The following is a 22,543-nucleotide window of genomic DNA, read 5'->3' as shown; positions in this document are numbered from 1 at the left end:
AAGGCCCCGCCGGCTGACCGGCGAGGCCTCTCGAGGTGCTGATCGTCAGTGCATGACGACGGGCACGACATCAGTTGAGCCGTCCTCGTCATCGAGCAGGTGCGCGACTTCACGCTTGCGCGGCAGGAAGAACACCGGGATCAACGTGATCACCAGGGCAGCGAAGGCAACCAGGTACGACGTCTGGAAGGCGTCGGCGAGGTCCTGGAATCCCTTTTGCAGGGTCGCGCCGGACACGTTGAGTGCCTCAACGAGCCCCTGACCCTTGTCGGTGTGCGAGCTGGCTGCGAGCTGAGCAGCCGTCAGGCCACCGTCGACTCCGGGGAGCTTCTCGGATCCCGCGAGCACGTCGTGGCTCTTCATGGCGTTGGTGAGGACGACGGAGATCGTCGCGATACCGGTTGCACTCGCGACCTGCTGCGTCACGTTGAGCAGCGTCGAACCGCGAGCCACATCGGCTTCCTTGAGCGTCTTGAGCGCCGAGGTGAACAGCGGCATCATCGTCGAGCCCATACCCAGGCCGGTCACGAACAACCACGCCATGATCTGCACGTTCGAGGTTCCCGGATCGGTGCTCTGCGACAGACCGGCCAGACCGATCAGGATGCCGAGGAATCCGAACGGAACGATGCGACCAACCGGGATCTTGTCGGTGAGCGCACCAGCGATCGGCATGGTCAGCATGGCGCCGATGCCTTGAGGCGCGATGAGCAGTCCGGCCTGCTTGACCGAGTCGCCGTTGACCTGCTGGAAGTAGGTCGGCACCAAGAGCAGCGCACCGAAGAACGCCGAGGCGAACAGGAACATCGTGATGATCGAGATCGTCAGATTGCGGTTCTTGAACAGACGCAGATCGAGCAGCGGGTGCTTCGGACGGAATGACCACACGACGAAGGCGATGATCAAGGCAGCGCCGATGATCATGGGGATCAGCACCTTGTTGGCTGCGACCGTGCCCTCACCCGGGATGGACGAGACACCGTAGAGGAACGTGGCGAGGCCCGGCGACAGCAGGAACATACCGACGAAGTCGAGCGATTCGCTCGGCTCGGGAGCGTCCTTCGGGAGGACGTTGAACGCGTAGATCAGGCCGATGATGCCGATCGGCAGGTTGATCAGGAAGACCCAGTGCCACGACGCCGCGTCGATCAGGACGCCACCGAGGATCGGGCCCATGATCGGACCGAGCAGCATCGGAATGCCGAGGATTGCCATCAGGCGACCCATGCGGTGCGGACCGGCTGCCTTGGTCATGATCGTCATGCCCAGCGGCATGAGCATGCCGCCACCGAGGCCCTGCAGAACGCGGAAGCCGATGAGGGCTTCGATGTTCCAGGCCGTCGCGCACAGCAGCGAGCCAATCGTGAACAGCGCGATCGCCGTCAGGTAAAGGCGCTTGGTGCCAAAGCGGTCAGCGGCCCAACCGGTCAGCGGGATCACTGCTGCGAGCGCCAGCATGTACGCCGTCGCAGTCCACGCAACGGTGGAATAGGCGAGCGGCTCACCATTGCCAGACAGCTCGGTCTGGAAGGTGGGAAGGGCGACGTTGACGACTGTCACGTCAAGGATCGACATGATGGCGCCGATGACGACGACACCTGCGATCTTGAGAAGCTCGGGGGTGATCTTGTCGTCGTCGGAAACTGTGTCGACTGGGGAAGTCATGAGTTCTCCTGAGAGGTCGGTCGCAGGGCCTCGCCCGCGAGAATCGGTTGAAGTGCGTCGTGAAGCTGATCGGCTTCAGCTGAACTGAGGCGAGACACCATCGCGCGGAGTGCGGTCCTGCGTGCCTCGAGGTGCTGGTCGGCGACATCGTGGCCAGCCTTGGTGATCGTGACGAGCTTGACCCGACGGTCGTTCTCGTCTTCCTTGCGCTCGACGAGCCCCATCTTCACGAGCTGGTCGATATTGCGGCCGGTCGCCGCGACCGACAGCCGAATCTGCTCGGCTATCTGGTGGATGGGGAGCGGGCCGACTGCCTGCGCCAGGACAAACACAGTCTTGGCTTGGCTGATCGAGAGCTCGAGCTCGACGAGTCGGTCGATGCCCTGCGCTTCCGCACTGCTCATGCAGCGCATGAGGAACTGCTGGAGCGCCTCTTCGAGTTGAATGTTCGTGGTCACCGAAAAATACTAACAGAGACGCAACTATTGCAGACCCAGCACTATTGTTAACACGCAATGAACAACGGATGACGCGATTCGTCGCCAAGGGTGCTGCACCCGTAGAATGGGCAGGCTCCATCTTGTTTCGAGCATCCCCCACGCATAGGACTATTTTTCGCATGCCCATTCGCTCTGACCTGCGCAACGTCGCAATCGTCGCCCACGTCGACCACGGCAAGACGACGCTCGTCGACGCCATGCTCCAGCAGCAGGGTCACTTCGACGAGCACCACCAGCTCGCCGAGCGCGCCATGGACTCGGGAGACCTGGAACGCGAAAAGGGCATCACGATCCTCGCCAAGAACACCGCGGTCCGCTACAACGGTCCCGGTGCGCCCGACGGCGGCGTGACGATCAACATCATCGACACCCCTGGACACGCTGACTTCGGTGGCGAGGTCGAGCGCGGCCTGTCGATGGTCGACGCGGTCATTCTGCTGGTCGACGCTTCCGAAGGCCCGCTCCCCCAGACACGCTTCGTGCTTCGCAAGGCACTTGCCGCCAAGATGCCCGTCGTCCTGGTCGTCAACAAGGTCGACCGCCCTGACTCGCGCATCGCCGAAGTCGTCGACGAAACGTACGAACTGTTCCTCGACCTGCTCGAGGATGGCGCCAACCAGGACGCCCTCGACTTCCCCGTCGTGTACGCCTCGGCACGTGCCGGTCGCGCTTCGCTGACGCAGCCTGAAGACGGCGGCATGCCCGACAGCGACAACCTCATCCCGCTGTTCCAGACCATCATGGAAGCCGTCCCTGCCCCGGAATACACCGAGGGCGCGCCGCTCCAGGCTCATGTCACCAACCTCGACGCTTCGCCGTTCCTCGGCCGCCTCGCACTCGTGCGCGTCTTCGAGGGCACCCTCAAGAAGGGCAGCCAGGTTGCGTGGATGAAGCAGGACGGTACGACCGAGAAGGTCAAGATCACCGAGTTGCTGGTCACTCAGGAGCTTGAGCGCGTACCCGGTGAGAGCGCCGGACCCGGTGACATTGTCGCCATCGCCGGTATCCCGGACATCACGATCGGCGAGACCCTGGCAGATCCGGACAACCCGGTTGCGCTGCCGCTCATCACGGTCGACCAGCCCGCCATCTCGATGACGATTGGCACGAACACATCGCCGCTCGCCGGTCGCGAGAAGAACACCAAGGTCACCGCTCGTCTCGTCAAGGACCGCCTTGACCGCGAGCTCATCGGCAACGTGTCGCTCAAGGTCCTCGAGACCGCGCGTCCCGACGCCTGGGAAGTTCAGGGTCGTGGCGAGCTCGCGCTGGCCATCCTGGTCGAGCAGATGCGCCGCGAGGGCTACGAGCTCACGGTCGGCAAGCCGCAGGTCGTCACGCAGGAGATCGACGGCAAGGTGCACGAGCCGATGGAGCGCCTGACGATCGACGCACCTGAGGAGTACCTCGGCACGATCACCCAACTGCTCGCCGTACGTCGCGGTCGCATGGAACAGATGATCAACCACGGCACCGGTTGGGTCCGTATGGAGTTCATCGTTCCGGCACGTGGCCTGATCGGCTTCCGTACCGAGTTCCTCACCGATACCCGCGGTACCGGTATCGCGCACCAGACCTTCGAGAAGTACGAGCCGTGGGCCGGCGAGATCTCGACCCGCCCGTCGGGCTCGCTCGTGTCTGACCGCGCAGGTGCTGCGACGTCGTACGCGATGACCAACATCCAGGAGCGCGGCACGCTGTTCATCGAGCCGGCGACCGAGGTTTACGAAGGCATGATCGTCGGCGAGAACTCACGCGCAGACGACATGGACATCAACATCGTCCGCGAGAAGAAGCAGACCAACGTCCGCTCCAACGCAGATGAGTTCGAGAAGCTCGTTCCGCCGCGCAAGCTGTCGCTTGAGCAGTCGCTGGAGTTCTGCCGCGAGGACGAGTGCGTCGAAGTCACCCCCGGCAACGTTCGCATCCGCAAGATCATCCTCGACGCGACTGAGCGCGACCGGGCCAACCGCCGCGCCAAGAAGTAGCGCTCAGAGCACTCCGCGGGGGCGGAACTGAACGCTGATGCGTGGCCCCACGGGGCGCGCGGTCTTGAGGATCGCGTGTTCCCAGGTGCGCTGGCACGAGCCACCCATCACGACGAGATCTCCGTGGCCCAGCGCGAAGCCGATTGCCTCGCCGCCTCCTCGCGGACGTAGCGACAGGCGACGAGCAGCGCCGAGCGAAACGATCGCGACCATGGTGTCTTCTGTACGACCGCGACCGATGCGGTCGCCGTGCCAGGCGACGCTGTCCTGCCCGTCGCGGTAGTAGCAAAGCCCCGCTGTCGCGAAACGCTCGCCGAGCTCGTCCTCGTAGTGGTCGCTGAGCAACTCGCGGGCCTCGGTCAGCAGCGGGTCGGGCAAGGCGTCATCGCGACCGTAGGAACACACGAGGCGCGGAACGTCGACGACGGAGTCGTACATCTCTCGTTGCTCAGCTCGCCACGGCACCTCGGACTGCAGCCGGAGGAACAGGTCGTCGGATCCGGCAATCCAGCCCGGCAGGACGTCGACCCAGGCTCCGCGCGTCAGGACCGTGCGACGAGGAGCGAGCGCGCGAATTTCAGGCGTGACACCCGCGTCGAGCAGCGAACCCTGGAAGTACGCGTCCATGCTGAAAGCGTACGCCTATTCGAACGTATGTTCTAGCCCTCAGTGAACGTCGCGATGTCGGAACAACCACTGGCCAGCGGCACTCGCCAGCACAGCAAGTGCGCCGATCACGAGGACCGGGGCCCATCTGACGTCCTCGGCAGGAGTAAGAGCCAAGTGGTCAAAGGGCGAAAGCGCGGCCAACCAGTCCGGCAGTTGAAGCACCGCGCCGAACATCAGCACAACGAAGCAGAAGCCGAGCGAAACCCAGGCGAACGGCGCCAATCGCGAGGAGACTCCGTACAGGAGGCGCGCTATCCCACCCAGGAGCAGAACTGGCGCGACGTACGGGATTGTGGCTACGAAATACGTGCTGATCGCTCCCCCATCACCGGTGACCAGGGCGTACCCAAGGCCAAGGCCGAGCCCTCCAAGCAGAACGCCGCCCACCGCACCAAGCACGGTCATGGCGACATGGCTCCACAACCAGCGACTCCGAGGCAACGCGGTAGCCAACAGCCCCTCGACACGACCGGCATCCTCCTCGCCGCGCGGGCGCAGGGCCGATGAGATGACAAGACCACAGGCGAGGAGCGCAATCATCCCAATCGCGGTGGCGTAGAACGACTCCGTGAGGCTCGGTCCAGACCCGGCGCCGAAGACATCCTGTGAGAACTCGGAGTCTCCAAGCAGGTCCTCGACATCGTCACCGATCGATCCATAGCTGAGTCCCATCAGCAAGAGCCCCAGACCCCACCCGATAATCGACCCGCGCTGCAACCGCCAGGCCAGACCGGTCGACGACCTGAGCCCGCGCCCCGCACGCGCCGGCCCGGGTCGCGCAGCCCAGACTCCCGAGCCGACGTCTCGACGCGAGAAGATCCAGATCGCCGCGGCAATGGGTACGCCCGCGCCGAGGACAAACAGGGCGATCGGCCACCACACCTCGCCGGCGAAAGCGCGCATCGCCTGCGCCCATCCGATCGGGGAGAGCCAGGAGAGCGCGCCATTGCCAACGTCGCCAACGGCTCTCACCACGTATGACACACCGATCGCGGCGCCAGTGATCCCGTACATGGATCGCGCACCCTCGGTGAGCTGGGCCGCCAACAACGCGACACCCGCGAAGACGATGCCGCCGAGAGCGAGAGACACACCCAGCGAGACACATCCGGCAACGTCCAGTCCAACCGTCAGCAGGCTGACCGTGGTGAGGATGCCAAGCAGAACATTGGCCCCGATCGCCACAATTGCCGCGGCAATCATCGGAGCAGTGCGGTCCACAACAGCCGAACGAATGAGTTCGTCCCGGCCCGATTCCTCCTCGGCCCGGGTGTGGCGTCCGACGATGAACATGCTCATGAGGCCCGCCACGATGATGCCAAAGGCGACCGACTGCCACGCGACTTGACCACCCAACGTGTTGAGCGCGCGGTCCGGGCCAAGCATGGCGATGAAGGCGGCGTTGCCCCCGATGCTCTCCGCGGCCTTGTCCAGGTCGGCCTGGGTCGCGTACAGACCCTCCGTACTGACCGCCTGCGAGTAGTACAGCAATACTCCACCGACGATCCATGCTGGCAACATGACTCGGTCACGCCGGAGGTAGAGCCGCAAAAGCGTACGTACGCCGGTCATGACGACTCGACTTCTTCCACGGCTTCGATCTCGTCGCCGTAGTGGCGCAAGAAGAGTTCCTCGAGCGTCGGCGGCTGGCTCGTCAGCGACTGGATGTCGAACTGACCCAACTGCGCCAACGCGGCGCCGAGCTTCGGGGTATCCACTTCAAAGTTGGCTCGGTTTCCTTCAACCGTTACGCCGTGAACGCCCTCAAGCGCATCAAGCCCAATCGGAGGGCGGCTCATCTCAGCAGTCACGGAGGTACGCGTGAGGTGTCGCAGCTCGGACAGCGTTCCCGACTCAACAGTCTTGCCGGAGCGAATGATGCTGACGCGATCGCACAGGCGTTCCACCTCAGCGAGGATGTGGCTCGAGAGCAGGACAGAGTGGCCCTCGTCCTTGAACTCGTCGACGCAGTCAGTGAACACAGACTCCATGAGTGGGTCGAGGCCGGAGGTCGGCTCGTCGAGGATCAACAGCTCGACGTCAGCGGCGAGCGCGGCGACGAGGGCGACCTTCTGCCGGTTGCCCTTGGAGTAGGTGCGCGCCTTCTTGGTCGGGTCGAGCTCAAATCGCTCGATCAGCGCATCGCGGCGCGTCGTGTCCAGGCCGCCACGAAGTCGCCCCATGAGGTCGATGACCTCTCCGCCAGACAGGTTGGGCCACAGGTTGACGTCACCGGGCACGTAGGCGAGGCGTCGATGCAGTGCGGCGGCGTCACTCCAGGGATCCTGGCCGAAGAGCGTGACTCGACCTTCGTTCGCGCGAAGCATTCCGAGCAGCACCCTGATCGTGGTCGACTTGCCGGAGCCGTTTGGCCCGAGGAAGCCGTGGACCTCGCCTTGGGCGACCTTGAGGTCGAGCCCATCGAGCGCCGCGAACTGTCCGAACCGTTTGACGAGTCCGGAGATGTCAATGACAGAGTCCATGAGCCCGACTGTACGCACGGCGTCGCCACTAGAGTCGTCCCATGTCAGCGGAAGCGTGGGACGAAGTTCTTGACACAATCGACCATCTAGCCGTTGACCCCGAGGCGGTACTGGACGGATCCGTCGAGCAGGCGTTCGCCACTCTCATTCTCAAAGGCATTGAGAACGGGACGGTCGACGGCGAACTGCATGTCGACGACACCGCCCGTTGGCTCTGCGCGATACTCGTGGCGCACCGCGCCGCCCGGGATGCTCATCCCGATGTCGCGGCTGACGACGATCTCGCCGTCCTCCGGCTCATCGTGACACGGTGGCTACACCCGCACCGACTCGCTCAGCGCGAGTCCGAGCCTCGCACCTGAGCCAGGTAGACAAACGCCGCGACAGTACCGATCAGGCTGAGGAGTCCCAGCGGCCTGAAGCCGTCGACCACGTGTCCGGCAACCGCCAAGCACAGGATGATGAGCCAACTCCGCTTGGGCAACGTCTCGATGTAGGTGAACTGCGCCGACGGCCGACCCACACAGTCGACCAGTGCGAACGCCTTGGCTGCGAACAGCGCAACACCAATGATCAGGGACAGTCCGTTCTGGACTGCGAACAAGTCAGGCACGGAAGCAGGCTACCGGGCGCACCCTTGGGGAAAAGCAGAACGGACTCCCCCGAAGGGGAGCCCGTTCTTGTGGTGGCGTGAATCAGGCCTTGGGAGCCGTCTTCTTCGCCGGAGCCTTCTTGGCAGCCGGAGCCTTCTTGGCCGGAGCCTTCTTGGCGGGAGCCTTCTTGGCGGTCACCTTGGTGACGGTCGCCTTGGCGTCCTCGACGAGACCCTCAACACGCTTCTGAGCGTCATCCGCGAAGCCCTTGGCCTGCTTGGTGACGTCTTCGACGGTGCCGTCGACGGTCTTCTTGATGTCGTCAACCTTGAGGCCCTTGGCCTTGTTGACGAGCTCTTCGCCCTTCTTGGCGAGGTCGGCGTACGCGCTGGTGGCAGTACCAACAGCGGTCTGCGCGAAGCCCTGGGCCTGCTTCTGCAGGTCGGCAACGTCAAGCTTCTTGAGCGTCTCGGGCAGAGCCTTCACGTCTTCGACGATGGACTTGACCTGAGCGTTGATCGTGTCAGTGATAGTCATATTTTCTCCTGGTTTGCTTCGGTCACGGTTGCGACCAATTGGGTGTCAGTGGCTTCATCGGTTCCGACAAAGGATCGGTAGATGTCGAGCAATGCCGTCTTCTGACGCTCGGTGAGACGGGAGTCGAGGGCTATGGCGTCCTCCACCATCCGCGCTCCGCTCTCATCGGCATCGAGGATGCCGGCTCGAACGTAGAGCGACTCAGCCGAAATACGCAGCGCCTTGGCAATTTGCTGCAGAACCTCTGCCGACGGTCGACGCAGACCTCGTTCGATCTGGCTGAGGTACGGATTGGAAACATCCGTGAGTTCAGCCAGCTGTCGAAGCGACATCTGTGCCTGACCCCGCTGCTCACGCAGGTAGTCGCCGAGTCCTTCGACGGTCTTCTGCATGCTCAACTTGGCCATACCTCCATAGTGCTTGCAATAGTTAGCAAATGCAAGCAGATCGGCTTGCGACATGGGTCACATTGAGGTCATCACTGCAGGTCAACGCCGTGGCGAAAAGAATTCCGAGAAAAGTTGTAAGGACCTGTGGGGTCTGTGGCTCCTACCTACAAGCAACACCACAGACCAACTGAAACAGCAGCTCACACTCACCCACAGGAGAAGTCATGAACCGCACCATCCGCAACCTCGTCATCGCAGTCCCGCTCGCCACTGTTGGCTTCACAATGGTCGGCGCCACGGCTGCCACCGCTGGCCCCAACGGCCCGGTCATCATCATTCAGCCCAACGGTGGAGACCCCGAGCCGCCCAAGCCGAAGCCGCAGGACAAGGCTCCCGTTCCTCAGCCCAAGGGTCCGCAGGACAAGGCACCCGTTCCTCAGCCCAAGGGTCCGCAAGACAAGGCGCCGGCGCCTCAGCCCCAGGCTCCGCAGGCTCCTGACACCGACACGGCCGAGAAGAAGGAAGCCAAGGTTGTCGCGGTCGACAGCGCCAAGGGCTCGCCTGACTCGATCGACCGCAGCGAAGACCTGTTCGCAGGTGAAGCATTCGAGACTGAGCTGGTCGCCGACGACACCGACAACGGTGGACTCGACATCACCTGGCTGCTCGTCGGTGGCGGAATCGTGACCGCCTCGGGCATCGCGTTCGCAGCCAGCAAGCGCGCCAACGCCTGAATCTCGGGGAAGGGTCCCACTCCGCAAGGAGTGGGGCCCTTTGTCGTACTCAGAACGTCGTACGAACTTCTCCGACGGGGTGTCCGCCGCCGAGTACCTGAGGCCGCTCCGCCAACACTGGGGCGCTCAGCCCCGCGAGTTCGAGGGCGCGCGCCATCACGGCGTACAGCGGACGCTCACCGCCATCCTCGATCTTGAGGGCGAATGCCTCGCCATCTGGCTGGGCCACGACGAACACGCTCTCCGCGCCGGACTTCGCGATCAGCTGCGGGAACGCCCGTACTAGGGCGAGTTCCGCACGGTTAGTGCCACTCACGAATTCAGGGTGAGCCTTCATCGCGGCTGCCAGCGTCGCCTCAGGAGTGCCCGGAGCACCCGCAGCGATCCGGCCGACAGCTCTGGCGAGTTGTACGAGCGGGGTCGCGAGCAGCGGGGCTCCGCACCCGTCAACACCGATCACCGACGGCGGGCCCTCTGTCAGCTCGGTGAAGGTCTCAGTGATCACGACTTGCAACGGGTGCTCAGGGGCAAGGTACGTGTCGGTCGGCCAGCCGTTGGTCACACAGGTGAGGAGCATTGCGGCGTGCTTGCCGGAGCAGTCCATGCAGATGGGCGCCCGTACGCCACCCGCGCGGATGTAGTCCGCGTGCACCTTCGGATCCAATGGATAGGACGGAGGCGTCTGGAGCGCCGACTCGTCGAGTCCAGCCAGGGCGAGGATCTCGCGTACGCCATCGAGGTGGAACGATTCGCCCGAATGGCTCGCCGCCGCGAGTGCCAGCAGCTTCCCGTCGAGTGGCAGGCCAGCCCGGAGCATCCCAAGAGCCTGAATCGGCTTGTTGGCTGAACGCGGAAACACCACCGTGCTGGGATCGTCGATCGACCACACAACTTCGCCTGCAGCATCGACGCGTACGGCGACCCCACGATGACGGCTCTCGACCAAACCGGACCTGACGACTTCTGCGAGGACTTCCACCCCGTCACCCTATGAGATCCGCGGCAATCACGATCATGAGCGGGCTGAGCCAGTCGCTACAGTGACGACGTGCCGGCAACCGAGAACTCTGCGCTGACCTCCTTCCACGCGGTGATCCCCGCGGGTGGAGCCGGCACCCGACTGTGGCCACTCTCCCGAGCGTCTCGGCCCAAGTTCCTGCTCGACCTCAACGGATCAGGACGATCGCTGCTTCAGCAGACGTGGGATCGGTTGGTCGACCTCATCCCCGCCGAGCGCATCCACGTCGTGACAGGCGCGGCCCATGCAGGTGCCATCGGCGAGCAGCTCCCTGACCTCACCTCACTGATTGTCGAACCCTCACCGCGTGACTCGATGCCAGCGATCGGGCTAGCAGCCGCCATCATCGGCGCGAAAGACCCCGACGCTGTCATCGGATCGTTCGCCGCCGATCACGTCATCGATGACCAAATTGCCTTTGCTGAAGCAATCCGGCAGGCGGTCGCAGTCGCCGGACAGGGCCTCATCAGCACGATCGGCATCACTCCGACGGGACCGTCGACGGCTTTCGGCTATATCGAGGCAGGTGCTCTGCTCGACGTCGAAGGAGCCACCTCCGCTCGGGCGATCACCCGTTTTGTTGAGAAGCCCGATGAGGCGACTGCTGCCGCGTACGTTGCAGATGGCGACCACAGTTGGAATGGCGGCATGTTCGTCACCCGCACCAGCGTTCTCCTCGACCATCTGGCCCGCCTCCAGCCTGGGCTCCATGACGGACTCACCCGCATTGCGGCCGCTTGGCAGCAGCCCGACCGCCAGGAAGTGCTCGAGAACGTCTGGCCAGCGCTGACCAAGATCGCGATCGACCACGCCATCGCCGAGCCGGTGTCACTCGAGGGCGGTATGGCGATGGTGCCCGGCTCGTTCAGCTGGGACGACCTCGGGGACTACGCGGCGCTTCAGGACATCGGAGTCACCCCGGCGCCCGGCACAGTCTGGGTCGACGCCGACGGTCTCACGATCGCCGAGGACGGCACGACCATCGCCGTGGTCGGCCTGCATGACGTCATCGTCGTACGCACAGTCGATGCGACTCTGGTGACAACCCGCGAACACGCTCAGCGGGTCAAGGACGTTGTCAGTGCCTTGAAGGACCGCGGCCGCGACGATCTCGTTTGAGCTCACGCTCGACGAACGGCGGTACGAGGTCGATCAGCTCGCCAACCACGGTTTCCGACGTCGGCTGATAGGCCTGCGCGACCTCGCCGGTGCCCACGATCGTCAAAGCGCCATCCTCAGGTCCGGCGTACACCGAGTCGCCGCGCGACATCGAGAGCCGCTCTCCTGCGGCGTTGACCAGCTCGACCTCACCACCGGTGCAGACCAGGATCCGCCTGTCAGCGGGAGGCAGGGGCGTGTCATCGCTGTATCCCTCCGAGCACTGGCTCACCGCCAGGGCGAACTCTTCGACATCCGGGCTGAACACATCAGTTGAGAAGCCGAACGGCTCAGGCGTGACACGCGCCAGCCGGGACATACCGGTGCCGAGGCAACGTACGAGTCCGACAGGGTCGAGAGATTTGTTGGTCAATCCGGCTCGCAGCACGTTGTCCGACGACGCCATGACTTCCAGGCACATGCCCTTGAGGTGCGAGTGGATGATGCCGGTGCCGAGGAAGGCTGCCTCACCAGGCTGGAGCGTGAGCCGGTTGAGCATCATCGAGATGATCACGCCGACGTCCTCTGGAAAATGCTCGGCAATCTCCAGAGCCGTGACGTAGGCGCGCTTGATGTCGATGCCTTGATCCGTCAGCGACTGGCAGGCCGCGCGGACCTCCGCCAACTCTGCCGCCGACGGCGGGTCGACGAGCAGCTGCTCCACCAGCTTGACGATGCCAGGGAAGCCAGGCGATGCGTTGAGGCTCTCGGTGAGCCGCTGCGTGACAGGGGTGTTGATGCCACTCAAGACGCGCAGGATCTCGGCGGTGGGCCGGAATCCGACGAGTGTGTCGAACGTCGTCAGCGCGTACGCCATCTCGGGCTTGTGGTGAGGGTCCTTGTAGGTCCGCTCCGGAGCATCGAGAGGGACGCCCGCGGCCTCTTCGGCCTCGAATCCCTCACGAGCCATCTCGCGATTGGGGTGCACCTGCAACGACAGCGGTCGGTCCGCCGCCAGAAGCTTCACGAGGAATGGCAGGTCCCCCGCTCCATCGGCAAGGGACGCGCCCTTGTCATCGGTCGACGGCGCAAGCGGGTGGGTGCCGATCCACACCTCAGCGACAGGTCCACCGTTCGGCTCGTCACCAAGAAAGCGCGGAATGTCTGCCGTTGATCCCCAGTCGTAGCCGCGGGACGCGTTGACGAGGCGGAACATCAGACCATCCTAGGGAGAAGCGTTTGCTACTTGTGCCGCGGCTTGCGGGACTTCTCGGCGACCTTCTGTTCGTACGGGTTCTTCTCGCCGTCCTTACTTGTTCTTCTGGGGGCACCTCCCGCGGACGAAGTCCGTGGGGGATTGTCGTCGGCCTTCTTGGCATACGGCTTCTTTGAGCTTGTGGGGGCCCCTCCCGCGGACGAAGTCCGTGGGGGATTCTTGGCCGGCTGACGGCTGCCGCCCTGCTTCTTCTCGTACGGGCGCTTGCTGCCGTGCGACTCGCTGGTGCGGGCCCGCGGCGGAGCACCGTCGTCGAGCTGCAGCTCAATGAGCTTGCCGGAGATACGGGTGTTGGCCAGCGCTTCGAACACGGCGCTGGGGAGATCGGCGGGCAACTCGACCAGCGAGTGGTCCGTCAGCAGCGTGATCTTGCCGAAGTCCGAACGCTTGAGGCTGCCCTCGTTGGCCAGTGCGCCGACGATCGCCGACGGGCCGATCTTGTGACGCTTGCCGACCGACACGCGATAGACCGCGGATCCCTCTGCGGGCAGTCGGTCACTGCGGTCGAACCCTGCAGGCTTGCGACGCGCGTCGCCGTCTCGGCCCCAGGAGCTGTCTCGCTCGCGAGGAGCCGACTTGGGCGGATCGGGACGCAGGAAGAACTCCTTGTCCGACTGGCTCATGATCGCCAGGGCCGCCGCTGCATCGGTCATGGACACATCGTTCTCGGCGACGTACTCCTCGACCAAGGTGCGGAACGCGTGGAACTGGGGCGAACCCATGCTCGACGTGATCGCCTGAGCGAAACGTCCGGCCCGGCTCTCGTTGACTTCCTCGGCCGAGGGGACGGACATCTCCTCGACGGGACGGCCTGAGACCTTCTCGATCGCCGAGAGCATGCGACGCTCGCGTGGAGTCACGAACAGGATCGCCTCGCCGGTACGGCCGGCGCGGCCCGTACGGCCGATGCGGTGAACGTAAGCCTCGGTGTCGTGCGGGATGTCGTAGTTGATGACGTGCGTGATGCGCTCGACGTCGAGTCCGCGAGCTGCGACGTCAGTCGCGACGATGATGTCGATCGCACCGGACTTGAGCTGCGACACCGTGCGCTCGCGCTGAGCCTGCACCAGGTCGCCGTTGAGCGCAGCGGCCGAGTATCCGCGGCCACGCAGCTTGTCGGCGATCTCCTCGGTGGCGGACTTCGTACGGACGAACACGAGCATGCCGTCGCCCGTCTCGACTTCGAGAAGACGCGTCATGGCGTCGAACTTGTGGTGATGCGAGACCTGGATCCAGCGCTGGCGGACCGTCGTGGTCGACGTCGTTGCCTTGGGCGTTGCGATGTCGACGGGATCGTGGAGGTACTTCTTGGCCAGCGATCGAATCTGCTTGGGCATGGTCGCCGAGAACAGCGCGACCTGTTTGTACTCCGGAGTGTCAGCGAGAATCCGCTCGACGTCCTCCGCGAAGCCCATGTTGAGCATCTCGTCGGCCTCATCGAGAACGAGGTACTCAAGAGACGTCAGATCGAGGCTGCCGCGCTCGAGGTGATCGATAACGCGCCCAGGGGTGCCGACAACGATGTGCGCACCCTTCTGCAGTCCCTGCAGCTGGAAGCCGTAGCCCTGGCCGCCGTAGACCGGAAGCACTCGGATGCCCGGGAGGTTGGCGGCGTACGCCGCGATGGCCTCGCAGACCTGGAGCGCGAGCTCACGAGTCGGGGCCAGGACGATCGCTTGGGTCTTCTTGTTCGTGGGGTCGATGCGCTGCAGGATCGGCAGCGCGAACGCTGCGGTCTTGCCTGTGCCGGTCTGCGCCAGACCCACAACATCCTTGCCCTCGAGCAAGGACGGGATGGCACGTTCCTGGATGGGTGTCGGCGTCTCGTAGCCCAGGGAAGACAACACGCGTACGAGCGGTTCGATCAATCCGAGGTCTGCGAACGTCGGGGATTCGCGAACCTCGTCGTCAGTCATGGAGACAAGGTTATCGGTGCAATGCCCTAAGCAACGAATTCAGACTAGTAGGCACCGTGGGCACGAACGACAGCTCGGAACGTCTTCCAGAGGATCAAGATGTCGCCGACAATCGACCAGTTCTCCACGTAGTAGAGATCGAGACGCATTGTCTCTTCCCAGTTGAGGTCAGACCGCCCCGAAATCTGCCACGGGCCGGTGATGCCAGGGCGAACGAGCAGACGACGTCGAGCATCAGCGGCGTAGCCCGACACCTCTGAAACCAGCGGAGGGCGCGGACCGACCAGGCTCATGTCCCCCTTGATGACGTTGACCAGCTGCGGGAGCTCATCAAGCGAGAACCGACGCAGCACCTTGCCGACGCGCGTCACGCGCGGATCGTCGCGCATCTTGAACATCACGGCGTTGCCGGTGTCGGGTGTGAGCTCATCAAGCATCTCGTCGGCACCGTCGACCATCGTGCGGAACTTGATCATTCCGAAGGTCTTGCCATCACGGCCGACGCGCTCTTGGACGAAGAACACACCTCCGGGGCTCGACACCTTGACGGCAATGGCGACGGCCACAAAGATCGGCGAACACATGAGCAGCAACGTCCAGCCGCCGACGCGGTCCAGCGTGCCTTTGGCCCATCGAGCGCCGCCTCGGTAGGCCGGCTTCTCAACGTGCAGCAACGGAAGTCCGGCGACAGGGCGGATATGGACTCGCGGCCCCGCGATGTTGGCCAATGATGGCGCCACGATGATCTCGATGTCGTGCCCCTCGAGATCCCAGCCGAGCCGGCGCACCATATCGGGGTGGGTCGCGTCCGAGGAGGTGACAATCACCGCGTCCGCGTCCACGGATGCTGCCGCTGCCCTCAGCGCGTCAACGTTGCCAACCGCGGGCAGGCCTCCGACGCCACCGTTTGAATCTGGTCCCGTCAGGCACACGCCGACGAGCTGATAGCCGAACCCCTCGTTGCGACCGAGCACGGCTGCAAGGTGTTCGACGGACTCCCTGTTGCCGACGACGATCGCGCGGTGGGTCATCTGACCCGACTGGCGCTGGACCTGGAGCCACTGGCGCCACGCCCACCGACTGAGAGCGAGCATCAGCAAACCGAACGGCAGTGCGACAACGACGTACGTACGTGGGGGCGAGATTGCGGCTACGTAGCCGAAGAAGGCGAGGAACGAGAACATCACCAGAGTGGAATTGAGGACCCGTTTGTACTCTTCGGCGCCTCCGCCGAGGACGCGCGGGTCGCGGGTGCCAGCGAGCGTCAACACGATGTGCCACAGCCCAAGGGTGACGATTGACGTCGCGAGCCATTTGGTCTCGTACGCACCACTGGGATCGTTCCAATGTGGCTTTGAGGCCCACACGATGTGCGCAGTGATGAAAACCCACGTCAGGATGACGAAGTCCGAGAGCACCAAGATCTGGCCATAGCGGCGCTGCCAACCGGTACCGGTCTCGCGACTTGCGGAACTCACCGCCACCTCCCGCTCCTGCCTATCAAGGACCGAAGCGGTCGATCCCACTTGCGGATTCACGCCTGGGAAGGCCGCCCGACGCTACGTCGCTTGGTGGCGACTGCAAGCCGAGAGAGACCAAAGAGAGCGGCCGCCATGGCGACGCTGCCCAACCCGAGCACCCACCCACCGTAGCCGTCGGGCCCGCTAATTGTCGCGGGGGAGTGGCTGATCAGCACTGCCGCCACGGGCAGCACAGCAACAACGATGGTGAGGGCAAAGGCGGCAAGAACGCGACCGACTCCGATTGGTGTGTAGTCCATGCACCATCTCTCCAAAGTTGACTGCAAAAGTTCACGCAGAGTTTGCTGGTGTAAAGGTGAAACGAGCGTGTGGGACCAGAGTTACGCGATGTCTCTCCGTGAACCGGCAATTTGAGCGGCATTCATGTGGCATGCTCGTGCCGTTCCGAAGACGTCGAACCGCGAAGGAGACGCAGTGTCGCCCCATCAGCTCGGCCGACGCTGGCCCTCCATCGTCGTGCTCACTCTTCTCGGAATTGCCGTCGCTGTGGGATTGCTGTCGACGGCGACACAGCGCTATTCCGCGCACGCTGATGTGCTCATCGCGCCACCTCCAGCCGAGAGCACCCATGCTGTGGACTCACGGACGGTTGCGTCCTACGGACACGTCCTGGGCGGCCGTACGATCGCGGGCCGCGTCGTCAAGAGCCTCGGCCTCTCCGACAGCGTTGCTGCAACGGATCGTCGCCTCCACGCCAGAGTCCTGAAGAACACCTCTGTTCTGCGTGTGACGGCTGAGGACTCCAACTCACAGACCGCCGCCCGTATTGCTCAGGAGTCGGCTGAGCAGTTCGTCAGCTGGCTCGAAGACAACCAGGCTGCCAACGCCGCCAATGAAGGCGCCGGCGACGAGAACGGTGCCACCACCAGCACAGCGCTGACCGCCAGCGTTGTCGAAGACGCAGCGACGCCATCGTCCGCGTTCTATCCGTCGCGCCCGATGTGGCTCGCGATCGGCGCAGGCCTCGGCTTGCTGGCTGGCCTGCTGTTCGCCACCTGGCGTGAGCTCGCCGATCGAAGTGTCCGGACACCCACAGAGCTCGAGGAGCTCGCCGGAGCACCCGTACTCGGAGCAATGGCCTACGACAGGGCCGCAGCGAGCACGCCGCTGATCACATCCCTCGGCACGCACCACCCGCGGTTCGAGGCGGTACGCATCCTGCGCACCAACCTTCAGTTCCTCGACGTGGATCGCGACCACAAGGTCATCACCATCACGAGCTCCCTGGCTGGCGAGGGCAAGTCCACCACGGCCTGCAACCTTGCGATCGCACTCGCGCAGACCGGAACTCGAGTCGTGCTGGTCGAGGGCGACCTGCGTCGTCCACGTGTCAGCGAATACCTCGGCATCGAGAAGTCCGTCGGACTTACCACTGTTCTGGTCGGTCGCGTTGCGCTTGATGCCGCTCTGCAGCAGGCCGGAACGCCGGGCCTGGATGTCCTCACGAGCGGTGCGTTGCCTCCCAACCCTTCGGAGATCCTCCAGACCAAGGCCATGACGGCCCTCGTCGCCGAGCTGCGCCACCGCTACGAGGTCGTGCTGATCGATGCGCCGCCGCTGCTTCCCGTCACGGATGCATCGCTGCTGGCATCGATCTCCGATGGCGCGATCCTTGTCGTACGACACGGCTCCACCGGTCGCGAACAAGTGCGAACAGCCACCGAACGCCTGCAGGCCGTCGGCGCCAGACTTCTGGGCACTGTGCTCAGCATGAGCCCGGCGCGCGAGCTGAGCCGCTACGGCTATGGATACGGCTATGGCTATGGCCCGGAGTACTTCTCCAAGACGGCAACCGGCGGACAGCGCAGGGGCGCACGCCGAAGTTGATCAGATATGGGCGAGCGTGTTGAGGCGTGAGCCGACAGTATGCGCGGCCCCGGCAATCTGATCGGCCGTCTTGCGATGTACTTCAGGGCTCCGGCGATAGGGGTCACCGATGTCGATGTCGGCTGGCGCCAGGCTGCGCTGACGTGCCGCCTCGGCAACGAGTTCGGTCGGGTAGGCCCCTTCGACCTTTTCGCACAGCGCAGCGAACTCAACCAGCGTGAACGTACGCCGCAGGGCACGCGGGTTGAGTGCGAGCACCTCTGAGCGGTGCGCCTTGGTCGCAGTGAGGATCAGATCCGCAGAGTCGACAAGGTAGGAGTCGATCGCATGCGACCTGAACTTGCCCGGCGAGTGACCGAATCGCATGAGCTCCATTGCAGCCATCGCGTCCATTGGCTGGCGGTCCCAACCTTGAACGCCCGCACTCGCGACTTCGAACAGTTTGGGATCGAGCTCTGCGCGCAGCAGCACCTCGATCATGGGGGAACGGCAGATGTTGGCGGTGCAAATGGCAAGGATCGCGAAACGCCGATGGCCCGTCAACGTAGTACCGGTCGTACGTGCAACCCGGCCTCCGGGTCGACAATCAACTCTTGACCAGCGGCAACACCGTCGACGAGCAATTCGGCTGCGGGATCGACATTGCGTTTGACCAACGCCAGCGCGATCGGGCCGAGCTCATGGTGGCGCGCAGTTGAGCCGATGGAGCCCACGCGTACGCCGTCCAGCGTGACATCTGAGCCGACGGGCGGCAGATGGTTGACCGAGCCGTCGAGGTGCAGTCGCACCAGCCGCCGAGGCGGTCGCCCCAGCGTGTGCACTCGAGCGACGGTCTCCTGGCCGCGGTAGCAACCCTTGTCGAGGTGCACCGCGATGTTCAGCAGGCCGGCTTCGTTGGGGATCGTCAGCTCGTCGGTGTCCATGCCGACACGAGGCAGCCCTGCCTCGATGCGCAGCGCCTCCCAGGCCCAGAGTCCGACTGGGTCGCCCAGCTCGGAGGGAAGAGTGTTCAAGTCCGCTCGAGGCACGATCTTCCAATCGAGCTGCGGGAGGCCGATGACCGCCCACTCAGCCGTGGCCAGCGCCACCTCAACGCGCATCATGAAGCGCATCCGATCGAGGAAGGCCACGAGAGCAGCTCCCGCGCCCGGCTCGGTGTGCGCCCAGAACGTCTCGCCATCGTCGACGCCGGAGAAGCCGTGCTCGATACGCCCCTGCGGCGACAGCAGCAGCACTTCAGCGTGTACGCCGGGCTCCAGACCTTCGAGGTACTGCGTCGTCAGGGAGTGGAGCCAGGTCAGCCGGTCGGGGCCGGTGACCGTGACGACGTCACGGTGCGAGAGGTCGACGAACGTGCCGCCTTCGATCAGGCGACGCTGCTCCCCCGCAATGGACCCGTAGTGCGCGGCCACGAGGTTGTCAGGCGCGTTTCCGCCGACTGCACCGGGCAACGACAGGAGTGGGCTTGCGTCAGACACGCTGCAACCGTCCCCAAAGGTGGGACTGCATCTCTTGTCCCTCAGCAGCCATGTCGTAGGCGTACATCAAGTCACCCTCGACGAGCCCGTACATACGCTGGCCCGCGGTGTAATCCTTGGCGGTCGACGTACGCGCGACGACGTCGGTCGAAAGCGTGAGACGGGCGCCGTCGATCGTGCCGTACCAAATCTCAGCGAAGCCAGTGGCGTGCGCGAGGACGAACTCAACCTGACCCTCACCAACTGGGCGGAGGAAGCCAGTCTCGAGGGCTCCAGGGCGTACGCGCTCCCCAGCTTCGTCGGTGATCCAGGTGCGGCTGAAGTAGTGCAGAAAAGGCCTGGTGTCGTGGGCAAACACGACGTCCTGCTCGAACGAGAACGGCTTGATCGTGGGGTACTCGCCCTGCCCGTTGCCGTGCCACGGACCGAGCAACCACGCCATCGGCATGAGGTCGGGGTGGAGGTCAGACGGAATCTCGAACGGCATGAGTTCGATTCTATCGGCCATCTGGGTGGGCACGATTGGTCGGACTTGCGATGACCCGGCAGAATAGTCGGGATACCCCCTGGAACAGGAGCATGATGGCTAGCAGACGAGAGCGTCGCTACGGCGAGGCTGGCAAGCGTCGTGCTGGCGGCCAACCGTTCCGACGGCGTCATCGCAAGCTGTTGATCACGCTCTTCACGCTCCTGATCGTCGTCCCCATCGTGGGCGGCGCTTCTTACGCTTACATGCTCAACTCCAAGCTCAACAACGTCTCCAAGTTGCCGAGCTCCAAGGACACCAACCGTCCTGACCCAGACAAGGGCAAGTCGCTCAACATCCTGCTGCTGGGTTCAGACAAGGGCAAGAAGATCTCGGGACAGCCGTCGGGCACCTCGATCGGTGAGGACGCCAAGGCCGACGAATGGCCCATCGGCAAGTACCGCAGCGACACCCTGATGATCGTGCACATCTCGTCCAATCGAAAGCACGTCTACCTGACCTCGATCCCTCGTGACACGTTCACGACGATCTACGACGCCGACGGTCGCCCGCAGCACCAGGGCAAGATCAACGCGGCGTTCTCCGAGTTCGGACCCCTCGGTGCGATCTCGACGATCGAGCACCTGACCAACCTCCGTATGGAGCACCTGGCGATCATCGACTGGGCTGGCTTCCGCGAGCTCTCATCGGCAGTTGGCGGCGTCCCCGTCACGATCCCGAAGGCCTTCTACGATCCCAAGCAGAAGATCCAATGGGAAGCCGGACCGCAGGTCCTCGAAGGCAAGCTGGCTCTCGCCTACGTCCGTACGCGCTATGGCCTTCTCCGCGGCGACTTCGATCGCATCGCTCGCCAGCAGAACTTCCTGCGCGCACTGATGAAGAAGATCCTCGACAAGGGGACGATGACCAACCCGGTCAAGCTCATCAACACCGTCAGCGCACTCACCGAGAACCTCACGGTCGATGCCGAATGGTCGGCCGGCGACATGCGCGGCCTCGCGCTCTCCCTGCGCGGCACCGAGGCCAAGGACGTCAGGTTCCTCACCGCCCCCATCGCCGGTACCGAAACGATCGCGGTCTATGGCAGCATCGTGCGGCTCAATGAGCAGAAGGCGCTGCAGCTATGGGATGCCCTGCGGAAGGACTCGGTCTCGGCCTACATCAAGGCCAATCCTGACGATGTCCTGCCGGCCCCCGATGAAGTCAGGTGACTGCGGAGCCTCACCGTTCCGCAGTCGTTGAATCCAGACAACCCAGACACCAGGAGACCCGCTGATGGGCGAACACACCGCTGGAGCCGATGAGGCCGTCGACGGCGCCGAGGACAGTCGTGGGTTCTTCCGGCGTCACAGCTGGCTGACGGCATTCCTCGCCCTCATCACCGTGCTGGCCCTTGCGGTAGGCGTCTTCGCGTACATGCTCAACCACAGCCTCACCAACATCGAACGCGTCCCAGTGACGCTCAACGAGTCCGTACGGCCCGCGCCGGACGACAGCGAAGCACTCAATATCCTTCTGCTCGGCGCCGATGCGGGCTCGGAGCGCAATCCCGGTGGCAACTCGATCCTCGAGGACGCAGCCTCCGGCAAATGGCCGACTGGCAAGTACCGCAGCGATGCCACGATGCTCGTGCACATCAGTGCCGATCGGAAGACCACGTACATCGCGTCGATCCCTCGCGACAGCTACGTCCCCGTCTTCGATGACACCGGTCGCCAGCGTGAGAACACCAAGATCAACGCCGCACTCTCGCTCTATGGTCCCTCGGGCGCCATCTCGACCGTCGAGAACCTCACGGGCCTTCGCATCGACCACCTCGCGATGGTCGACTGGGACGGCTTCGAAGACATCACCAACGCACTTGGCGGAGTCAAGATCACCACCGCCTCGGAGGGCACCCGCGAGCTCAACGGCAAGGAGGCGTTGAACTACGTACGCGAGCGCTACAGCGTTCCCGGCGGCGACTTCGGTCGCGTCAAGCGTCAGCAGAACTTCCTGCGCTCGATGATGATCGCAATCCTGGATCGCGGCACCCTGACCAACCCGCTCAAGCTCCGCAGCACTCTCAGCGCGATCACCAACAACATCGCCGTAGACGAGGACTGGTCCAACTCCAGCATCCGATCACTGGCCATCTCGATGCGCAGCACGCGCGCCAATGACGTCACGTTCATGACGATCCCCACCAACGGCACGGGCACCGACCCAGTCGCCGGCAGCATCGTCAACGTCGACTACGAGCTCAGCGACCAGCTGTTCCAAGCGATGCGCGATGACACAGTCGGGGCATTCGTCGACAGCAACCCAGACCTGCTGCTGGGCTCACCGACCGAAGTCGACTGAC

Annotated in this window: 23 protein-coding genes; 7 read left to right on the top strand and 16 right to left on the bottom strand. The window is 64.0% G+C overall.

What is annotated here, in order from left to right; translation table 11 throughout:
- Positions 1-45 precede the first annotated feature (45 nt).
- A complete protein-coding gene (locus J2X11_RS04165) occupies positions 46-1,665 on the bottom strand; it encodes a DHA2 family efflux MFS transporter permease subunit (protein ID WP_309967031.1) in 1,620 nt (539 codons plus the stop codon).
- A complete protein-coding gene (locus J2X11_RS04160) occupies positions 1,662-2,123 on the bottom strand; it encodes a MarR family winged helix-turn-helix transcriptional regulator (RefSeq protein ID WP_309967030.1) in 462 nt (153 codons plus the stop codon). The genes J2X11_RS04165 and J2X11_RS04160 overlap by 4 nt, the downstream gene beginning before the upstream one ends.
- Positions 2,124-2,284: 161 nt before the next feature.
- Between J2X11_RS04160 and typA the strand changes: the two genes are divergently transcribed.
- Complete coding sequence (gene typA / locus J2X11_RS04155; protein WP_309967028.1) at positions 2,285-4,153, top strand: translational GTPase TypA; 1,869 nt, start codon at positions 2,285-2,287, stop codon at positions 4,151-4,153.
- Between the two features lie 3 nt (positions 4,154-4,156).
- Here the strand turns inward: typA and J2X11_RS04150 are convergent, their stop codons facing one another.
- The 3 genes from J2X11_RS04150 to J2X11_RS04140 are packed head-to-tail and all read right to left on the bottom strand — an operon-like array spanning position 4,157 to position 7,305.
- On the bottom strand, positions 4,157-4,780 hold the full coding sequence (locus J2X11_RS04150; RefSeq protein ID WP_309967026.1) for an alpha-ketoglutarate-dependent dioxygenase AlkB: 624 nt from the start codon (positions 4,778-4,780) through the stop codon (positions 4,157-4,159).
- Positions 4,781-4,819: 39 nt separating this feature from the next.
- Positions 4,820-6,394 (bottom strand): ABC transporter permease, encoded by a 1,575-nt coding sequence (locus tag J2X11_RS04145; RefSeq protein WP_309967023.1) that lies wholly within the window; start codon positions 6,392-6,394, stop codon positions 4,820-4,822.
- Positions 6,391-7,305, bottom strand: coding sequence for an ABC transporter ATP-binding protein (locus J2X11_RS04140; protein WP_309967021.1), 915 nt, complete (start codon positions 7,303-7,305; stop codon positions 6,391-6,393). Before J2X11_RS04140 ends, J2X11_RS04145 begins: the two co-directional genes overlap by 4 nt.
- Before the next feature lie 41 nt (positions 7,306-7,346).
- Here J2X11_RS04140 and J2X11_RS04135 point away from each other — a divergent pair, with 41 nt between their 5' ends.
- Positions 7,347-7,667 carry a hypothetical protein gene (locus tag J2X11_RS04135; protein WP_309967019.1) on the top strand — a complete coding sequence of 107 codons (321 nt, stop codon included), beginning with the start codon at positions 7,347-7,349 and terminating at the stop codon, positions 7,665-7,667.
- Here the strand turns inward: J2X11_RS04135 and J2X11_RS04130 are convergent.
- The 3 genes from J2X11_RS04130 to J2X11_RS04120 all read right to left on the bottom strand — a co-directional run bounded on the left by J2X11_RS04130 (position 7,640) and on the right by J2X11_RS04120 (position 8,842).
- On the bottom strand, positions 7,640-7,918 hold the full coding sequence (locus J2X11_RS04130; RefSeq protein WP_309967017.1) for a DUF2516 family protein: 279 nt from the start codon (positions 7,916-7,918) through the stop codon (positions 7,640-7,642). The two genes, J2X11_RS04135 and J2X11_RS04130, sit on opposite strands and share 28 nt — an antisense overlap.
- An 82-nt stretch (positions 7,919-8,000) precedes the next feature.
- Entirely contained in the window at positions 8,001-8,435 is a 435-nt protein-coding gene (locus J2X11_RS04125) for a hypothetical protein (protein ID WP_309967015.1), read from the bottom strand.
- A complete protein-coding gene (locus tag J2X11_RS04120) occupies positions 8,432-8,842 on the bottom strand; it encodes a helix-turn-helix domain-containing protein (RefSeq protein WP_309967013.1) in 411 nt (136 codons plus the stop codon). The genes J2X11_RS04125 and J2X11_RS04120 overlap by 4 nt, the downstream gene beginning before the upstream one ends.
- Before the next feature lie 206 nt (positions 8,843-9,048).
- Between J2X11_RS04120 and J2X11_RS04115 the strand changes: the two genes are divergently transcribed.
- Positions 9,049-9,558: a hypothetical protein gene (locus J2X11_RS04115; protein ID WP_309967011.1), complete on the top strand. Its 510-nt coding sequence runs from the start codon at positions 9,049-9,051 to the stop codon at positions 9,556-9,558.
- A gap of 49 nt (positions 9,559-9,607) precedes the next feature.
- Here the strand turns inward: J2X11_RS04115 and J2X11_RS04110 are convergent, their stop codons facing one another.
- Entirely contained in the window at positions 9,608-10,537 is a 930-nt protein-coding gene (locus tag J2X11_RS04110; protein ID WP_309967009.1) for an asparaginase, read from the bottom strand.
- Between the two features lie 69 nt (positions 10,538-10,606).
- Here J2X11_RS04110 and J2X11_RS04105 point away from each other — a divergent pair, with 69 nt between their 5' ends.
- Positions 10,607-11,695 carry a mannose-1-phosphate guanylyltransferase gene (locus J2X11_RS04105; RefSeq protein WP_309967007.1) on the top strand — a complete coding sequence of 363 codons (1,089 nt, stop codon included), beginning with the start codon at positions 10,607-10,609 and terminating at the stop codon, positions 11,693-11,695.
- On the opposite strand, the gene manA is transcribed toward J2X11_RS04105, so the two are convergent.
- The 4 genes from manA to J2X11_RS04085 are packed head-to-tail and all read right to left on the bottom strand — an operon-like array spanning position 11,655 to position 16,646.
- Entirely contained in the window at positions 11,655-12,890 is a 1,236-nt protein-coding gene (manA, locus tag J2X11_RS04100; protein ID WP_309967005.1) for a mannose-6-phosphate isomerase, class I, read from the bottom strand. The two genes, J2X11_RS04105 and manA, sit on opposite strands and share 41 nt — an antisense overlap.
- 26 nt (positions 12,891-12,916) lie before the next feature.
- The gene (locus J2X11_RS04095) at positions 12,917-14,866 is read right to left on the bottom strand and encodes a DEAD/DEAH box helicase (protein WP_309967003.1); all 1,950 of its coding nucleotides are present in this window, start codon (positions 14,864-14,866) and stop codon (positions 12,917-12,919) included.
- 44 nt (positions 14,867-14,910) lie between these two features.
- Positions 14,911-16,344, bottom strand: a complete 1,434-nt coding sequence (locus J2X11_RS04090; protein WP_309967001.1) for a sugar transferase — start codon at positions 16,342-16,344, stop codon at positions 14,911-14,913.
- 56 nt (positions 16,345-16,400) lie between these two features.
- Complete coding sequence (locus J2X11_RS04085; RefSeq protein WP_309966999.1) at positions 16,401-16,646, bottom strand: hypothetical protein; 246 nt, start codon at positions 16,644-16,646, stop codon at positions 16,401-16,403.
- Positions 16,647-16,821: 175 nt separating this feature from the next.
- Here J2X11_RS04085 and J2X11_RS04080 point away from each other — a divergent pair, with 175 nt between their 5' ends.
- Positions 16,822-18,234, top strand: a complete 1,413-nt coding sequence (locus J2X11_RS04080) for a tyrosine-protein kinase domain-containing protein (protein WP_309966997.1) — start codon at positions 16,822-16,824, stop codon at positions 18,232-18,234.
- Here the strand turns inward: J2X11_RS04080 and J2X11_RS04075 are convergent, their stop codons facing one another.
- From J2X11_RS04075 to J2X11_RS04065, 3 genes are read right to left on the bottom strand one after another with little or no spacing between them, the layout of a single operon-like run.
- A complete protein-coding gene (locus J2X11_RS04075; protein WP_309966995.1) occupies positions 18,235-18,777 on the bottom strand; it encodes an arsenate reductase/protein-tyrosine-phosphatase family protein in 543 nt (180 codons plus the stop codon).
- Positions 18,774-19,712 carry a CAF17-like 4Fe-4S cluster assembly/insertion protein YgfZ gene (ygfZ, locus tag J2X11_RS04070; protein ID WP_309966993.1) on the bottom strand — a complete coding sequence of 313 codons (939 nt, stop codon included), beginning with the start codon at positions 19,710-19,712 and terminating at the stop codon, positions 18,774-18,776. The genes J2X11_RS04075 and ygfZ overlap by 4 nt, the downstream gene beginning before the upstream one ends.
- Positions 19,705-20,199 (bottom strand): heme-binding beta-barrel domain-containing protein, encoded by a 495-nt coding sequence (locus tag J2X11_RS04065; RefSeq protein WP_309966992.1) that lies wholly within the window; start codon positions 20,197-20,199, stop codon positions 19,705-19,707. The genes ygfZ and J2X11_RS04065 overlap by 8 nt, the downstream gene beginning before the upstream one ends.
- A 95-nt stretch (positions 20,200-20,294) precedes the next feature.
- Here J2X11_RS04065 and J2X11_RS04060 point away from each other — a divergent pair, with 95 nt between their 5' ends.
- Together J2X11_RS04060 and J2X11_RS04055 are read left to right on the top strand one after the other, a co-directional pair.
- Positions 20,295-21,410 carry an LCP family protein gene (locus tag J2X11_RS04060; protein WP_309966990.1) on the top strand — a complete coding sequence of 372 codons (1,116 nt, stop codon included), beginning with the start codon at positions 20,295-20,297 and terminating at the stop codon, positions 21,408-21,410.
- Positions 21,411-21,474: 64 nt separating this feature from the next.
- Positions 21,475-22,542, top strand: a complete 1,068-nt coding sequence (locus tag J2X11_RS04055; protein WP_309966988.1) for an LCP family protein — start codon at positions 21,475-21,477, stop codon at positions 22,540-22,542.
- The last annotated feature ends 1 nt before the right edge of the window (position 22,543 follow it).

The sequence above is a fragment of the Aeromicrobium panaciterrae genome (assembly GCF_031457275.1).
GTDB lineage: Bacteria > Actinomycetota > Actinomycetes > Propionibacteriales > Nocardioidaceae > Aeromicrobium > Aeromicrobium panaciterrae_A.
The sequence above is the reverse complement of the archived record's forward strand: the minus strand, read 5'-3'. Positions and strand labels throughout refer to the sequence as shown.